The following is a 13792-nucleotide window of genomic DNA, read 5'->3' as shown; positions in this document are numbered from 1 at the left end:
AAAGACTGGCATGCAGCACACACATTTATTTATGCCTTTGGCACTCGTTAGTGCAATGGCAGCAGTACAACAAGTATATGCAGCAGATGAATTCATTGTCCGCGATATCAAAATTGACGGACTTGTTCGTTTAACGCCAGAAAATGTTTATGGGATGTTGCCTGTCAATGCTGGCGACCGTGTCAATGATGCGACTATTGCAAATGCGATTCGTGCTTTGTATGCCACCGGTTTGTTTGATGATATTAAAGCATCTCAACAAGCAGATACGCTTGTTTTTACAGTGATAGAGCGCCCAATTATTTCAAAGGTTGAGTTTAAGGGAAATAAACTTATTCCTAAAGAAGCCCTGGAAGAAGGGTTGAAAAAGATGGGTATTGCAGAAGGCGAGGTTTTGAAAAAATCTGCTTTGCAAACCATCGAAACTGAGCTTGAACAGCAGTATATGCAACAAGGTCGTTATGATGCTGACGTTAAGGTAATCACGACTGCCAGACCGAATAACCGTGTTGATTTAACCATTGATTTTGTTGAAGGAAAGGCGGCAAAAGTTGTTGATATCAACATCATCGGCAATACCGTTTTTAAAGAAAGTGAAATCAAGCAGGCTTTTGCAGTTAAAGAAAGCGGTTGGAGTTCAATTGTTACCCGTAATGACCGTTATGCACGTGAAAAGATGGCGGCCAGCCTTGAAGCTTTACGGGCTTTATATTTAAACAAAGGTTATATCAATTTCAATATCACCAATTCAAGTTTGAACTTGAGTGAAGATAAAAAGAATATCTTTGTTGAAGTGGCTGTAGAAGAAGGCGAGCAATTTAAATTTGGTGAAAGCAAATTCTTGGGTGATGCACTATACAAACCTGAAGAATTAAAAGCACTGCAAATATACAAAGATGGCGAGATTTATTCTCAAGAAAAAGTGAATGCAGTCAAGCAGCTTTTACTGCGTAAGTATGGTAATGCGGGTTATTACTATGCTGAAGTCAATATTGTTCCGCAAATTAATAAAGAAACCAAACTGGTTGATTTAAATTATTATATTAATCCGGGTCAGCAAGTTACGGTTCGTCGTATCAATTTTACCGGTAATACCAAAACTGCCGATGAAGTATTACGTCGTGAAATGCGCCAGATGGAAGGGGCATTGGCCAGCAATGAAAAAATTGATTTATCTAAAGTTCGTCTAGAACGTACAGGTTTCTTTAAAACAGTTGATATTAAACCGGCACGCATTCCAAACGTACCTGATCAGGTGGATCTGAACGTCAATGTTGAAGAGCAGCATTCAGGCACAAGTACCCTGGCAGTAGGTTTCTCGCAAAGTGGTGGTGTAACTTTCCAGGCAGGTTTAAGCCAAACTAACTTCCTGGGTACAGGTAATAGTGTTTCGATTGATTTATCCCGTTCAGAAACACAAGATTATTATAATTTAAGTGTGACCGATCCGTACTTTACCATTGATGGTGTGCGTCGTGGTTATAACATGTACTACCGTAAAACCAAGCTGGATAATGACTATAACGTCAACAACTACGTGACTGACAGTTTGGGTGGCGGTATTACTTTTGGTTATCCAATTGATGAAAACCAAAGTGTGAGCGCGGGTTTAAATATTGATCAGACTGATGTTACTACTGGTCCGTATGTGTCTACATATGTACGTGATTACTTGCTTGCGCACGATGGTAAAACCAAAAAGACATCTACTTACTGTACGGTAAATACGGTATTAGATCCTGCTACTGGTTTATACAACTGTCCAACTGGCAGTGAATCAGCACCATTTGGTACTGAGTTTACGGGTGATTTCCTGACTTATAACTTAAACTTGGGTTGGTCTTATAACACGTTAAACCGTCCAGTTTTCCCAACATCTGGTATGTCACACCGTGTAAATGCTGAAGTTGCATTACCGGGTAGTGATGTTGAATATCAAAAAGTTACTTATGATGCACAAGCCTTCCAGCCTTTAGGTAAGGGCTTTGTATTACGTGGTTACGGTAAGCTAGGTTATGGTAATGACCTGCCATTTTATAAAAACTTCTATGCTGGTGGTTTTGGCTCGGTTCGTGGTTATGACAACAGTACATTAGGTCCTAAATACCCTGGTGTTACCTATAATGAGTCAAGAGCAAAAGACTATGATCCGGAAGAAGTAGGGGGTAATGCTTTGGTACAATTTGGTACTGAATTGGCCTTACCACTACCATTTAAAGGTGATTGGACTCGCCAGGTTCGTCCAGTACTATTTGCTGAAGGTGCACAAGTTTTTGATACTCAGTGTAATGTTCCATCGGGTAATTTATATTTATCAGGCAATAAGCAAGATCCGGGCATAGATGCCAAAAAGTATTGTGAAGATAACTTTGGTTTTGATGCTGATAACATGCGTTATAGCGTAGGTGTTGGCTTTACCTGGATTACCATGATTGGGCCATTATCTCTCAGCTATGCTTATCCGCTAAATGAAAAAGCCGGCGATGATACTAAAAATATCCAGTTTGAAATCGGTCGTACTTTCTAAGTGCGACTCTAAACGGGTTGAATAAAGGATATTTACATGAAAAAAATATTAATGAGTCTGGCTTTTGCAGGTTTGGCAAGTACATCGATGGTACATGCTGCGGGTTATGGTGTGGTTGATTTGGAAAAAGTGGTAGAAAACAGCACTTATTTAAAACAACAAAATCTTTCTTTACAACAAAAAGTAAAGCCGCAAACCACCAAGCTTGAACAGTTAGCTAAACAACTGGAAGCTCTGCAACAACGTGCTCAACAAACCCCTAATTTATCAGATGCTGAAAAGCAGAAAATGTCTACGCAATTTCAGACTCAGCTACAAGAGTTTAATACGCTTCAGCAAAGTGTACAGACAACTGTACAGTCAACTATTCAGTCGATGAACAAGACTATGGATGGTCGAATCAAGCAGGTGGCAGAACAATTGCGTAAAGAAAATAACTTGGATGTTGTTTTGAATAAAAATTCTGCGCTTGCTTATGACTCTAAGTATGATTTAACTGATAAAATGATTCAAAAGGTTAATGTTATTAAGTAATCCATGAATCCTAGACAATTTCGCTTAGAAGATCTTGCTCGCCTGGTACAAGGCGAGTACGTGGGTCAATCTGATTTAATTTTAGAAGGATTGGCCAGCTTAGATGCGGCTCAAGCGAAACATATTGCATTTGTAAACGCTGATAAATATCTAGATCATGCACGTGCTTCAAAAGCAGGTGCGCTGATTGTTACTTCAGTTCTAAAAAATCAGTTAGATACGCACAATAACTTTATTGTGGTCGATAATCCTTATCTTGCTTTTGCCATCCTGACGCATGTTTTTGAAAAGAAAAATCAGCATCAGGGGATAGAAAGCACAGCACAAATCCATCCTTCTGCCATCATTTCCGATAGTGCCTATATTGGGCATTATGTGGTTATTGGTGAGCATTGCGTAGTAGGTGATAACACCATCATTCAATCACACGTTAAAATTGATGATGATGTAGAAATTGGTCAACAGTGTTTTATTGATTCACATGTTACTTTAACCGGTGAAACAAAAATCGGTGATCGCGTCCGTATTCATGCCAATACGGTGATTGGGGGAGAAGGCTTTGGTTTTGCTCCTTATCAGGGTAAATGGCATCGTATTGCACAATTAGGTTCAGTGAAAATCGGTAATGATGTCCGAATTGGATCAAATTGCAGTATTGACCGTGGTGCACTCGATGACACCATTTTGGAAGATGGGGTCATTATTGATAACCTTGTGCAAATTGCGCATAACGTAAAAATTGGTGCAAATACAGCACTTGCTGCAAAATGTGGTATTGCAGGCAGTACGACAATTGGCAAAAACTGTGTGTTGGCTGGAGCAGTTGGAGTTGTAGGTCATATTAATATTGCCGATAACGTGACGATTACCGGGATGTCAATGGTCACAAAAAATATTTCTGAGGCGGGAAGCTACTCTTCTGGCACGCCTATGCTGGAAAGTTTGCACTGGAAACGCGCTGCTGTACGCTTTAAACAATTAGCAGATGTGCCATTGACCCAATTACTGAAACGGCTTGATCATATACAGGCTCAAATCGAGTCCCTTGAATCAACTTTTAAGCGTAAATAGATTATGATGACTGAGTCGAATACTCCTGCATTTACGAAGCCTGAATTGCCAATGCACATTCAACAAATTCGTGAATATTTACCTCACCGCTATCCCTTCTTATTGGTCGACCGTATTGTGGATGTGACTGATAATGGTATTGTGGGTTATAAGAATGTTTCAATCAACGAAGAGTTTTTACAGGGACATTTCCCGGGCTATCCAATTATGCCGGGTGTATTGATTGTTGAAGCATTAGCTCAAGTCTCTGGTATACTTGGTTTTATCATGAATAATGAAAAACCTGGCCCAGGTTCACTGTTTCTTTTTGCGGGCGCTGAAAAGGTTCGTTTTAAAAAACAAGTCGTTGCTGGTGACCAATTGGTATTAAAAGCAGAATTGGTTATGCACAAGCGTGGCATTTACAAATATAATTGTATAGCCACAGTGGATGGCGTTGTAGCAACAACCGCGGAAATTATGGTTTCGCATCAAAAAATAGAGCAGGCATGAGTAATAACGATTTAATTCACCCAACCGCCATTATTGACTCATCTGCAGTGATTGCTGCAGATGTACAAATCGGTCCTTATTGTATTATTGGACCACAAGTGACTATTGGTGAGGGCACCAAACTACATTCACATGTGGTTGTGGGTGGCTATACTCGAATTGGAAAAAATAATGAAATCTTCCAGTTTGCGAGTGTGGGTGAAGTTTGTCAGGATTTAAAATATGCAGGCGAAGAGACCTGGCTTGAAATTGGCGATCACAATTCAATTCGCGAGCATTGCAGCTTGCATCGTGGTACGGTTCAAGATCAAGGACTCACTAAAATTGGTAGCCATAATTTATTGATGGTCAATACTCATATTGCACATGACTGTATGGTAGGCGATCATAATATTTTTGCCAATAATGTTGGTGTTGCTGGACATGTGCATGTAGGCGATCATGTGGTTGTGGGTGGTAACTCTGGTATTCACCAATTCTGCAAAATCGATTCTTACAGCATGATTGGTGGCGCATCGCTGATTTTAAAAGATGTACCTGCTTATGTGATGGTTTCTGGTAATCCAGCACATGCCTTTGCAATGAATGTTGAAGGTATGCGTCGTAAGGGATGGTCTAAGAATGTGATCCAGGCCTTACGTCAAGCCTTTAAATTGATTTATAAAGAAGGTTTAACAACCGAACAGGCCATACAGCAGATTCGCACGGATTTGTTACCTGAAGCGCCTGAGGCACAGTTATTGATTGATTCTTTAGAGCAATCTAAGCGTGGTATTGTTCGTTAAGCGAATATAGCTAAAAAAAAGACACCCAAACGGGTGTCTTTTTTTTATTTCTTTAAGTATCCCACTTCTTCAGATTTAGGATAATTTTTTTGCAGTTTGGTTTTAAGCTGCGTGGCCAAGGTAGTGTTATGATCGACATCTTTGGCTATATTGTAGAGCTGATATAGAGCGCGTGAGGCCTTTGCAGAATTGGGGTATTGATTGACCACAATATTATAGTTCTTTTTAGCTTCGCTATAATTGGTGGGTTCAATCGCCAGATTAAATTCAGCGAGCCAAAAATAGGCATTACTAATATAGACACTATTGGGATTGTTCTTAATAAAGTTTTGCATGGGTGCAATGGCTTTTTTTGCACCACCTTGTTTATAGGCATCTAAAGCGACAGTATAGGCTGCTTTATCCAGTTCAGCTGAAGACTGAGCGTTAATGGCCGTTGCTTGCGTATTGGCAGCTTTTGCCTTGGCAGTTGGTGCTTGCGTATTTGTAGTTTTGGCTGCTGGTTGGGTAGTGGTTGCTACTGGGGCTGTGTTGGTGCTGGGTGCAGTATCCTGTTGGTTATCCTCCTCTGAAGTTGCGCTTTCAGGATCAACCTTTTGTTGCAATAACTCGAGACGCTGGTCCAAGTCGGTATAGCGATTGGTCAGTTCGTGTTTAAGCTGTTCAATTTCGTTGTCCTGTTCTTCAATTTTCCCACGCAAGGCGCGAATGTCATTTTCTAATTGCTGGTTTTTCTGCATGATCTGCCAATTCAGATTGGTGGGCACATTGGCAACAGCTGCACCTGAATTAATAGCGGCATTGTTAGCACTGGATTCAATACTGCTATTTTGACTTAAATCACGTGATTCAATCGGGACATTGGCATAAAGTGAAGCGGAACCCAGTAAGGTGAGTACACATAAAGCATGCTGTTTGAGCATCATAAAAAAACATCCATTTTGTATTTTTCGGCACTTTCTAAACCCAAGATTTTAGAGTGTGACCATTTAAAAGACATGACGACATTAAAAACGTCCAGCCCATGAAATGCAATATGCATTTACAATCTTGTCGTAGTTTTAAAGTAATTGATTGTGCTGGTAAAAAGCATGTAAAAATGGCGTTTACACTGCATATTGTTTTTTAAATAATCAAATGAAAGCGCTGTGGCTAGAAAAGCGATTTGAACGCTTGCAAGTTAAATAAAAATCTCTATACTCTGTTCTTGCAATGGTAGCCCTGCCGGTTACTTCGCAATTGTACTCCACGAACCCCGCCAGGACCGGAAGGTAGCAACGGTAGTGGAAATATGATGTGCCGAAGGCTTGCTGGTAGGGTTGCCACCAGTTTTAAAAATAATAAAAAAATAATGAAAATCACACTTCCTATTATTTCCTCAATATCTCGTTATTTTAAAATTACTCGCAGCATTTTTTATATTCTGGTTCTATTGATAAGTATGAGCATGCTTATTCCGTTCATGCCATTTATGTCATTTGCTGGTCAAATATTTGTCATCATTTTTTTAATCCTTCAAAGTTTGTGTATCTTTGCCTATCTCATTCGATTGTGGCGTTATCAGGTGGTATTGACGCAGCAATGCTTATTGATTCAGGGATTGTTTCAAACCAGAATTGAATATTCAGACATTGATGGTTTTTACGAGCGCATGGTGAACGGTTTCAGTCATTTGCACATTAGGACTAAATCGAGTCAGCACAAATATATAAAGCTTTATGAATATCTGGATCAATATGATCAGATTAAGACTTTTCTGCGAAAAAATTTCGAATATAAATATAAGCATTAAAATGAATAATGATACTTTTTAAATCGGGACAAATCTTAAAAATTCTAGTCATCTTCACGACGACTAATAGCTTTGAATATTGCATCAAGGTCAAATCCTCGATACTGTAAGAAGCGTATTTGTTTGGCCTTCAGTTTAGGATCTCGTTCTACAGTCTTGCCGAATTTTTTCACTTTGAGCTGATAAGCTTGCTCATTCCAGTCAGTTTCCTTTAATTCTTCCTGAATCAGTTCTGTATCAATTTTCTTGTTTTTCAATGCCAGCTTAATCCGGTTTGGACCTTTGCCTTTACGTTTTTGGCTAGACAGCAGCATTTCGGCTACACGCTGGTCACTTTGATAGTTCTCGGTTGCCAGTTCATCTACCAGTTTTATGACTTCCTCACGATCCATGGCATATAAGGCCAGCTTTTCGACCAGATCGGCCTTGGAATATTCTTTGCGTGTGAGTACAGCAAATGCATAAGAACGTAACCGTGTACCGGTTAGGCCTTGTGCTTTGGGCTGTGGATCAGTTTCAAAATGTAGGGCATCTGGATTCGATGGATGTGAGCAGATAGAAGATTCAGCAGGGGATTCATCAAATTGTTGCTTGAGTGCTTCATAGTCAAGCATTTGGGGGAATTTTGGATTACTCATATTGTGTATCTATCACATCAAATAAAAAACGCCCCGTAGGGCGTTTTACAGTTTAACTCGAAAAATTCGACTTTAACATCATGCTGATTAAGCATCTAGAAAGTCTGGCTCTTCTTCATCTTTTTCTTCAATTGGCTTGGTCACGGGAGTTAACAGCTTTTCGCGAATTAGGCGGTCAAGTTCCTGTGCAATTTGAGGGTTTTCCTCTAAATGGCGGATAACGTTGTTTTTACCCTGACCAATTTTATCGCCTTGATATGAATACCAAGCACCAGCTTTTTGTACCAGTTCTTGAGCTACTGCAAGATCAACCAGTTCGCCCAGTTGGTTCACACCTTTACCATACAAAATCTGGAATAACGCTTCTTTGAACGGAGGTGCCATTTTGTTCTTCACGACTTTCACCCGTGTTTCAGAACCGACAATTTCGTCACCTTCTTTCACTTGACCAATACGACGGATATCCAGACGTACAGAAGCGTAGAATTTAAGGGCATTACCACCCGTTGTGGTTTCAGGGCTACCGAACATTACACCAATTTTCATACGAATCTGGTTAATGAAGATCACCATACAGTTCGAGCGTTTTGCATTACCGGTAATTTTACGGAGTGCCTGACTCATCAAGCGTGCTTGTAAGCCCATGTGCGAGTCGCCCATTTCGCCTTCAATTTCTGCGCGAGGCGTTAGTGCAGCCACAGAATCGACAACGATCATGTCAATTGCACCAGAACGAACCAACATATCGGCAATTTCAAGTGCCTGTTCACCATTGTCCGGCTGAGAGACCAATAGGTTGTCCAAGTCTACACCCAATTTTCGGGCATACTGAGGATCAAGCGCGTGTTCGGCATCAATGAAGGCACAAGTACCACCAGCTTTTTGACATTGTGCAATCGCTTGCAAAGTCATGGTGGTTTTACCTGAAGATTCAGGGCCGTAAATTTCAACGATACGGCCTTTAGGTAGACCACCAATACCGAGCGCGATGTCCAGGGTTAACGAACCTGTAGATACCGCCTCCACTGCCAGTACAGTGTTATCGCCAAGACGCATAACTGTGTTTTTACCAAATTGTTTTTCAATTTGGCTTAGGGCAGCATTGAGCGCCTTGCTTTTATTATCATCCATCTCACAACCTCAAAACGATGTCACAGAAATATTAACTTAAGTGGATGTGTTGCTTTCTAACGTGTTCCACCCAAGTATAGTGACAGATTCATTCTTTATGTTCTATATCAATTCGGTCGAGTACGACAGAATATGACGCTTAAATGGGGTTTGTTGACATTTCAGAAATGGCTTGCGTCGTCGCAAACATAGGCGAATTGTCAGCAGACCCTAATCATCATAAGACCAGTTTTGGTCAAACTGCTGATCATTATCTTGTTTAAATTTACTGATCTGTCGTCGATCTTTTTTACTCGGCCGATGTTCAGGTCGGGCTAGATTATGCAACTTTCTTTGCGTAGTAATCAACTCTCGCTTTGCAATACTGACTTCAGTTTCTTCATAAAGTTGCTGTGCAATAGGTGCTGCACCGCGTACAGCAGATAAGGCCTTGATGACGACAGTTTTACGGTCAAAGCCCTGCTGAATGGTGAGTTCCATACCCACCCGGACTTCTTTGGACACTTTAACCCGTTCACCATTATGATGGACTTTACCGCCTTCAATTGCAGCTTTGCAGATGGAGCGCGTTTTAAAAAAACGTGCTGCCCATAACCATTTATCGATACGCATACTTTCAACATGCTGCTGTTGAGAAGAATTAGGCATATATTTTCAAATCCTCAGCTTGTTTTAACATGGCAATCAAGTCAGTTAAATCTTGTAAAATAGGATAAGGACTTTCTGTCCTGATCTCTCCTTTAGATGAGGGCTGGGCAATGGTAATCAAATTCTGAATGCCAAATTTTTCTGCCCCTTTCAGTACTTTTTCCGTATCATCAATAAAATAGGCCTGATCGATTGAAAAGGGATGTAGTGCATGCAGTTTTTGCCAGAATTCGATATTTTCTTTGGCATAACCGATAAGTTCACTGCTGATAATGACATCGAAATAATGCGCGATTTGGGTTTGTTCGAGTTTGAATTTTAAACCTTCACAATCGGCATTGGTTGCAATCCAGCAGGAATAGCCCTGGGCTTTAAGATATTGCAGTAATTCTACACAACCTGCACGTAAAGCGACTTTATGTTTAAACTCATGTTGTAGCGCAAGGGTGTCTACACCTACCTTGGCACTCCAGAAACGGGTGGAATACCAGTTTAAGGTATGATTGTGTTGCTGATAAAATTGAAATAGCGCTTGGGTGCTTTGTTCGAGTGTGCAGTCATGCTGGGCAGCATAACGAATCGGAAGTTGATGATTCCAGATGAAATCATCATAAGCAAGATCAAGAAGTGTGCCATCCATATCGAAGATGATGGTGGGTTTTTCTGAATAATTCGGCATATGAAGGTAATCTATGTTTAGAGCAACGACAGCACCGCAAGATGCTTTGATTTTACAGTTGGTTCCCATTGTGACACAGGCATGTGAAATTTTGCGAGCAGAATATCAGGCCTATTGTGCGGGTAAAGTCTTCGATGTAGAGCATAAACATGACAATTCTCCGGTGACACAGGCCGATTATCGGGTTAATGAATTTATCACCAAGGCATTAAAGCAGACTTTTCCGCTGATCCCTTTATTGTCGGAAGAAGGTGATAATAGCCAACGCAAGCAATGGCAAAATTTCTGGTTGCTTGACCCTTTGGATGGCACCAAAGAATTTCTGCATAAACGTCCTGAATTTACAATTAATTTAAGTCTGGTTGAAGGTGCACATACTACCTTTGCGCTATTGGCCATACCGGGTGAACAAACCATATATTTTTGTCCCAAACAAGGCTTGCCTTTAAAATTTGAAATTGAGACTCGGCAGTGGCTGCAATATGTTGATGATGAACAGTCTAAAACTGTTCAGGTGGGTTTAAGTCAAAGCAGTCAGGGCAAGCCCAAATATGCCAAATATCTGGATATCTTAAAACAGCAGGTGGAAGTGCTAGAGTTTAAGGCGGGTAGTGCTTATAAGTTTTGCATGATGCTGGAAGGGAAAGTGGATATTTACCCACGTTTCCATCCGACCAGTGAGTGGGATACCAGTGCAGGACAATGCCTGATTGAGCGCATCGGTGGTGGCTTGGTCGATTTCAAGGGCAGACCTTTTTTATATAATCAGCGCGATAGTCTGCTCAATGGTGGCTTTATTGCTTTTCGTAATAGCGAGATGAAGAATTTAGCATTCCAGACTCTAGGACTTATGGCGAACATCGATTGAGCGGATGCTTTAACATGCTATAGTGTATTCAACCAGATTCAAATTTTTTGGCTGCATCATGGCGTTAGAACTACTCCCTACAAGTATGCTGAAGGCGATTGATTTATTGCCTGATGCCAAAACCCCTGTGACTTTATTTACCCGTCATTCTATTCGTGAGGTGGTTACTGGACAGGGCTTGGCTGGCTATGATTTGCAGTTAACAGAACAGGGACGGGAGTTGGCCCAGACTTGGGGAAGCTATTTAATTAATAATACTGATCGTAGCATCCAACACTGTATTTCCAGTCCGATACAGCGCTGTGTCGATACGGCCGCTTTAATGATCCAAGGTGCTGATGCAAGTACACTGGCACAGAATACCCATCATATTGAAATTGTCGAGCAAGGCTTATTGGTCGAGCCGGGAAGTTTTGTGCTTGATATCAAACAGGCAGGTCCATATTTTCGAAAACAGGGCGCTCTGGGTTTTATTAACAGTTTTGTCAATAATTCTTTACCCGGAATGAAGCATCCTATTTCTGGGGTGGTTGATGTACTGGAACTGATTTATAACACCCATCCACAAGACCATTTCGGTTTAAGCTTGGCGGTGAGCCACGATACAATCCTTGCAGCCATTATTGCGGTGATTTCCGGGCGTAATACGATTAGCCGGGAAGACTGGCCTAAAATGATGGAAGGTTTATTTGTCTGGTTTGAAGGGGATGAGTTTCTGGAATCCAAGCTAAAGTGGATCTGGCGTGGTGAAGTGAATGAGCTGTCGATTCGGGAGTTTCAGAACTTGGAAAAAATAAAATAAAGAATGATTGGCTTTAAAAAAATCAGTGTGCAGCAAGAATTTTTAACTATTTTATATTTTTAGAATTGACTAATCTTAAATCCAGTCATTTTCTTATAGGTATAAAAAAAGCCCTAAACGGGCTTTTTTCAATGCAACAACTTAGTTAGCTAAAGCTTTAACTTGTGCATTCAAACGGCTCTTATGACGAGCAGCTTTGTTTTTATGGATGATGCCTTTATCAGCCATACGGTCAATTACAGGAACCGCAGTTTTGTATGCTTCTGTAGCAGCAGCATAATCACCAGCAGCGATAGCAGCTACTGTACGTTTAAGATAAGTACGAACCATAGAACGTAAGCTAGCGTTGTGTTTACGTGCTTTAACGTTTTGACGAGCACGTTTTTTAGCTTGAGCAGAGTTTGCCACTCGTGCACTCCTTGAATTAGATTGGTCTGGGCGGGCTGAAATTGCAACTGAAAACCTTCATCAGAAGAATTATCACCAGCCCGTAAACAAGTGCCATATTGTGATTAAACTATGGCGTTAAGTCAAGTCTTGACTTGATTTGACAACATTTTAGATGCATAAAAAGTATAAAGAAACCGTTACATTAGAAATAACCTATAGAGATTGCTTAAAAAATGACTAAATCAATTAAAAGTGCAATTGTGATTGGAGCAACAGGTTTGGTGGGACGTGAACTCCTGAAGCAGCTCAGCCTGATTGAAAGCTGTGAAAAAATCACAGCAGTGGTGAGACATGAAGATCAGCAGCTTAAAAGCCTAAAAAAAGTACAACAATTTGTGTTGGAAGATTTTCTTTTACTCAACGATGAAGATGTAAACGGATATAGCCATGCGTTTAGTTGTTTAGGCACCACCTTAAAGAAAGCAGGATCAAAAGAAAATTTTCATAATATCGATTATGAAATTAATGCACATTTTGCTGACTTATTTGAATCGACCTCGACCCATTACTTGTTGATTAGTGCCATGGGTGCCAATGCGCAATCAAAAATTTTTTACAATCGGGTAAAAGGTGAGCTGGAAAGTCATATCCAGAGCTTAAACCTGCAAAGCGTTTCTATCCTGCGGCCTTCATTATTGTTGGGTGAGCGGTTAGAACAGCGAACTTTGGAAGATCTGAGCCAAAAGCTGTACCGGAAATTCTCGCATTTGGTTCCCAATACATTCAAATATAAGCCAGTGACAGCAGAGCAGGTGGCTCATACTATGGTCGAGGCAGCGCAAACTCAAACTGAAAAGTTTGAAATTTATGATAATTTACGCATACAAAATTCCAAATGAGGGAACTATAAAGTGTCTAATCCAGCATTCGTAACATGTGACTTACTTGATGACAATCCAGAAAAACAGATTCAGGTCGTGACACCATCTATGGATGGTAAATTTTTTAAAAGCTATGGCGCACGCAAAAGTTTTGGCGGTCAGGTAGTGACAGTGAAATGCTTTGAAGATAATTCACGTGTCAAAGAACTGCTTGCCACCGATGGTACCGGTAAAGTGCTGGTGGTGGATGGTGGGGCATCCATGCGCTGTGCCTTGATGGGCGATATGATTGCCGAGTCTGCGGTTAAAAATCACTGGAATGGGGTGGTGATTTATGGCTGTGTGCGTGATGTCGATGCAATTGCCGAACTGGATTTGGGTGTGCATGCATTGGCTGCAATTCCACAAAAAAGTAATCGCAAAGGCATAGGCGAGGTTGATGTAACTCTGTATTTTGGTGGTGTAAACATCAATTCTGGCGATTATATCTATGCTGATAACAACGGAATTGTGATTGCCAATGAAAAATTAGTCGATTTATAACGACCAATATA

The 13792-nt window shown here is 40.7% G+C and carries 15 protein-coding genes and 1 other RNA gene; 10 read left to right on the top strand and 6 right to left on the bottom strand.

All coding sequences use genetic code 11. The annotated features are described in order from the left end of the window. The first annotated feature begins 10 nt into the window (after positions 1–10). From bamA to lpxA, 5 genes are read left to right on the top strand one after another with little or no spacing between them, the layout of a single operon-like run. Positions 11–2527 carry an outer membrane protein assembly factor BamA gene (gene bamA / locus B9T26_RS00655; RefSeq protein WP_086197893.1) on the top strand — a complete coding sequence of 839 codons (2517 nt, stop codon included), beginning with the start codon at positions 11–13 and terminating at the stop codon, positions 2525–2527. A gap of 36 nt (positions 2528–2563) precedes the next feature. After that, complete coding sequence (locus B9T26_RS00650; RefSeq protein WP_086197892.1) at positions 2564–3061, top strand: OmpH family outer membrane protein; 498 nt, start codon at positions 2564–2566, stop codon at positions 3059–3061. Positions 3062–3064: 3 nt separating this feature from the next. Beyond that, positions 3065–4132: a UDP-3-O-(3-hydroxymyristoyl)glucosamine N-acyltransferase gene (gene lpxD, locus B9T26_RS00645; RefSeq protein ID WP_086197891.1), complete on the top strand. Its 1068-nt coding sequence runs from the start codon at positions 3065–3067 to the stop codon at positions 4130–4132. A 6-nt stretch (positions 4133–4138) separates the two neighbouring features. After that, positions 4139–4624, top strand: a complete 486-nt coding sequence (fabZ, locus tag B9T26_RS00640; RefSeq protein ID WP_171262902.1) for a 3-hydroxyacyl-ACP dehydratase FabZ — start codon at positions 4139–4141, stop codon at positions 4622–4624. Then, a complete protein-coding gene (lpxA, locus tag B9T26_RS00635; protein ID WP_086197889.1) occupies positions 4621–5409 on the top strand; it encodes an acyl-ACP--UDP-N-acetylglucosamine O-acyltransferase in 789 nt (262 codons plus the stop codon). The genes fabZ and lpxA overlap by 4 nt, the downstream gene beginning before the upstream one ends. A 44-nt stretch (positions 5410–5453) precedes the next feature. On the opposite strand, the gene B9T26_RS00630 is transcribed toward lpxA, so the two are convergent. Further along, on the bottom strand, positions 5454–6335 hold the full coding sequence (locus B9T26_RS00630) for a YbgF trimerization domain-containing protein (protein WP_086197888.1): 882 nt from the start codon (positions 6333–6335) through the stop codon (positions 5454–5456). Between the two features lie 296 nt (positions 6336–6631). Between B9T26_RS00630 and ffs the strand changes: the two genes are divergently transcribed. Then, positions 6632–6728: signal recognition particle sRNA small type (gene ffs, locus B9T26_RS00625), an RNA gene on the top strand. A 517-nt stretch (positions 6729–7245) separates the two neighbouring features. Here the strand turns inward: ffs and B9T26_RS00620 are convergent. The 4 genes from B9T26_RS00620 to B9T26_RS00605 all read right to left on the bottom strand — a co-directional run bounded on the left by B9T26_RS00620 (position 7246) and on the right by B9T26_RS00605 (position 10297). Then, on the bottom strand, positions 7246–7839 hold the full coding sequence (locus B9T26_RS00620; RefSeq protein ID WP_086197887.1) for a regulatory protein RecX: 594 nt from the start codon (positions 7837–7839) through the stop codon (positions 7246–7248). An 87-nt stretch (positions 7840–7926) separates the two neighbouring features. Beyond that, the gene (recA, locus tag B9T26_RS00615) at positions 7927–8970 is read right to left on the bottom strand and encodes a recombinase RecA (RefSeq protein WP_086197886.1); all 1044 of its coding nucleotides are present in this window, start codon (positions 8968–8970) and stop codon (positions 7927–7929) included. A gap of 210 nt (positions 8971–9180) precedes the next feature. Continuing rightward, the gene (locus B9T26_RS00610) at positions 9181–9618 is read right to left on the bottom strand and encodes an RNA-binding S4 domain-containing protein (protein ID WP_086197885.1); all 438 of its coding nucleotides are present in this window, start codon (positions 9616–9618) and stop codon (positions 9181–9183) included. Beyond that, positions 9611–10297, bottom strand: a complete 687-nt coding sequence (locus B9T26_RS00605; RefSeq protein ID WP_086197884.1) for an HAD-IA family hydrolase — start codon at positions 10295–10297, stop codon at positions 9611–9613. Before B9T26_RS00605 ends, B9T26_RS00610 begins: the two co-directional genes overlap by 8 nt. A 13-nt stretch (positions 10298–10310) precedes the next feature. On the opposite strand from B9T26_RS00605, the gene B9T26_RS00600 reads away from it, so the two are divergent. Both B9T26_RS00600 and B9T26_RS00595 read left to right on the top strand, forming a co-directional pair. Next, positions 10311–11165 (top strand): 3'(2'),5'-bisphosphate nucleotidase CysQ, encoded by an 855-nt coding sequence (locus B9T26_RS00600; RefSeq protein WP_086197883.1) that lies wholly within the window; start codon positions 10311–10313, stop codon positions 11163–11165. A gap of 58 nt (positions 11166–11223) precedes the next feature. After that, entirely contained in the window at positions 11224–11967 is a 744-nt protein-coding gene (locus B9T26_RS00595) for a histidine phosphatase family protein (protein WP_086197882.1), read from the top strand. Positions 11968–12108: 141 nt separating this feature from the next. On the opposite strand, the gene rpsT is transcribed toward B9T26_RS00595, so the two are convergent. After that, entirely contained in the window at positions 12109–12375 is a 267-nt protein-coding gene (gene rpsT / locus B9T26_RS00590; RefSeq protein WP_039622003.1) for a 30S ribosomal protein S20, read from the bottom strand. Positions 12376–12590: 215 nt separating this feature from the next. Between rpsT and B9T26_RS00585 the strand changes: the two genes are divergently transcribed. Next, positions 12591–13256 carry a nucleoside-diphosphate sugar epimerase gene (locus B9T26_RS00585; RefSeq protein ID WP_086197881.1) on the top strand — a complete coding sequence of 222 codons (666 nt, stop codon included), beginning with the start codon at positions 12591–12593 and terminating at the stop codon, positions 13254–13256. Positions 13257–13268: 12 nt separating this feature from the next. Further along, positions 13269–13781: a ribonuclease E activity regulator RraA gene (rraA, locus tag B9T26_RS00580; RefSeq protein ID WP_086197880.1), complete on the top strand. Its 513-nt coding sequence runs from the start codon at positions 13269–13271 to the stop codon at positions 13779–13781. Positions 13782–13792: the final 11 nt, after the last annotated feature.

Origin of the sequence: Acinetobacter sp. ANC 4169 (assembly GCF_002135355.1) — a bacterium.
GTDB lineage: Bacteria > Pseudomonadota > Gammaproteobacteria > Pseudomonadales > Moraxellaceae > Acinetobacter.
The sequence above is the reverse complement of the archived record's forward strand: the minus strand, read 5'-3'. Positions and strand labels throughout refer to the sequence as shown.

Excerpts from the sequence above, each read along its gene's own strand:
- bamA (WP_086197893.1), top strand. The coding sequence starts at position 11 with ATGCAGCACACACATTTATTTATGCCTTTGGCACTCGTTAGTGCAATG.
- B9T26_RS00650 (WP_086197892.1), top strand. The coding sequence starts at position 2,564 with ATGAAAAAAATATTAATGAGTCTGGCTTTTGCAGGTTTGGCAAGTACA.
- lpxD (WP_086197891.1), top strand. The coding sequence starts at position 3,065 with ATGAATCCTAGACAATTTCGCTTAGAAGATCTTGCTCGCCTGGTACAA.
- fabZ (WP_171262902.1), top strand. The coding sequence starts at position 4,139 with ATGACTGAGTCGAATACTCCTGCATTTACGAAGCCTGAATTGCCAATG.
- lpxA (WP_086197889.1), top strand. The coding sequence starts at position 4,621 with ATGAGTAATAACGATTTAATTCACCCAACCGCCATTATTGACTCATCT.
- B9T26_RS00630 (WP_086197888.1), bottom strand. The coding sequence starts at position 6,335 with ATGATGCTCAAACAGCATGCTTTATGTGTACTCACCTTACTGGGTTCC.
- B9T26_RS00620 (WP_086197887.1), bottom strand. The coding sequence starts at position 7,839 with ATGAGTAATCCAAAATTCCCCCAAATGCTTGACTATGAAGCACTCAAG.
- recA (WP_086197886.1), bottom strand. The coding sequence starts at position 8,970 with ATGGATGATAATAAAAGCAAGGCGCTCAATGCTGCCCTAAGCCAAATT.
- B9T26_RS00610 (WP_086197885.1), bottom strand. The coding sequence starts at position 9,618 with ATGCCTAATTCTTCTCAACAGCAGCATGTTGAAAGTATGCGTATCGAT.
- B9T26_RS00605 (WP_086197884.1), bottom strand. The coding sequence starts at position 10,297 with ATGCCGAATTATTCAGAAAAACCCACCATCATCTTCGATATGGATGGC.
- B9T26_RS00600 (WP_086197883.1), top strand. The coding sequence starts at position 10,311 with ATGTTTAGAGCAACGACAGCACCGCAAGATGCTTTGATTTTACAGTTG.
- B9T26_RS00595 (WP_086197882.1), top strand. The coding sequence starts at position 11,224 with ATGGCGTTAGAACTACTCCCTACAAGTATGCTGAAGGCGATTGATTTA.
- B9T26_RS00585 (WP_086197881.1), top strand. The coding sequence starts at position 12,591 with ATGACTAAATCAATTAAAAGTGCAATTGTGATTGGAGCAACAGGTTTG.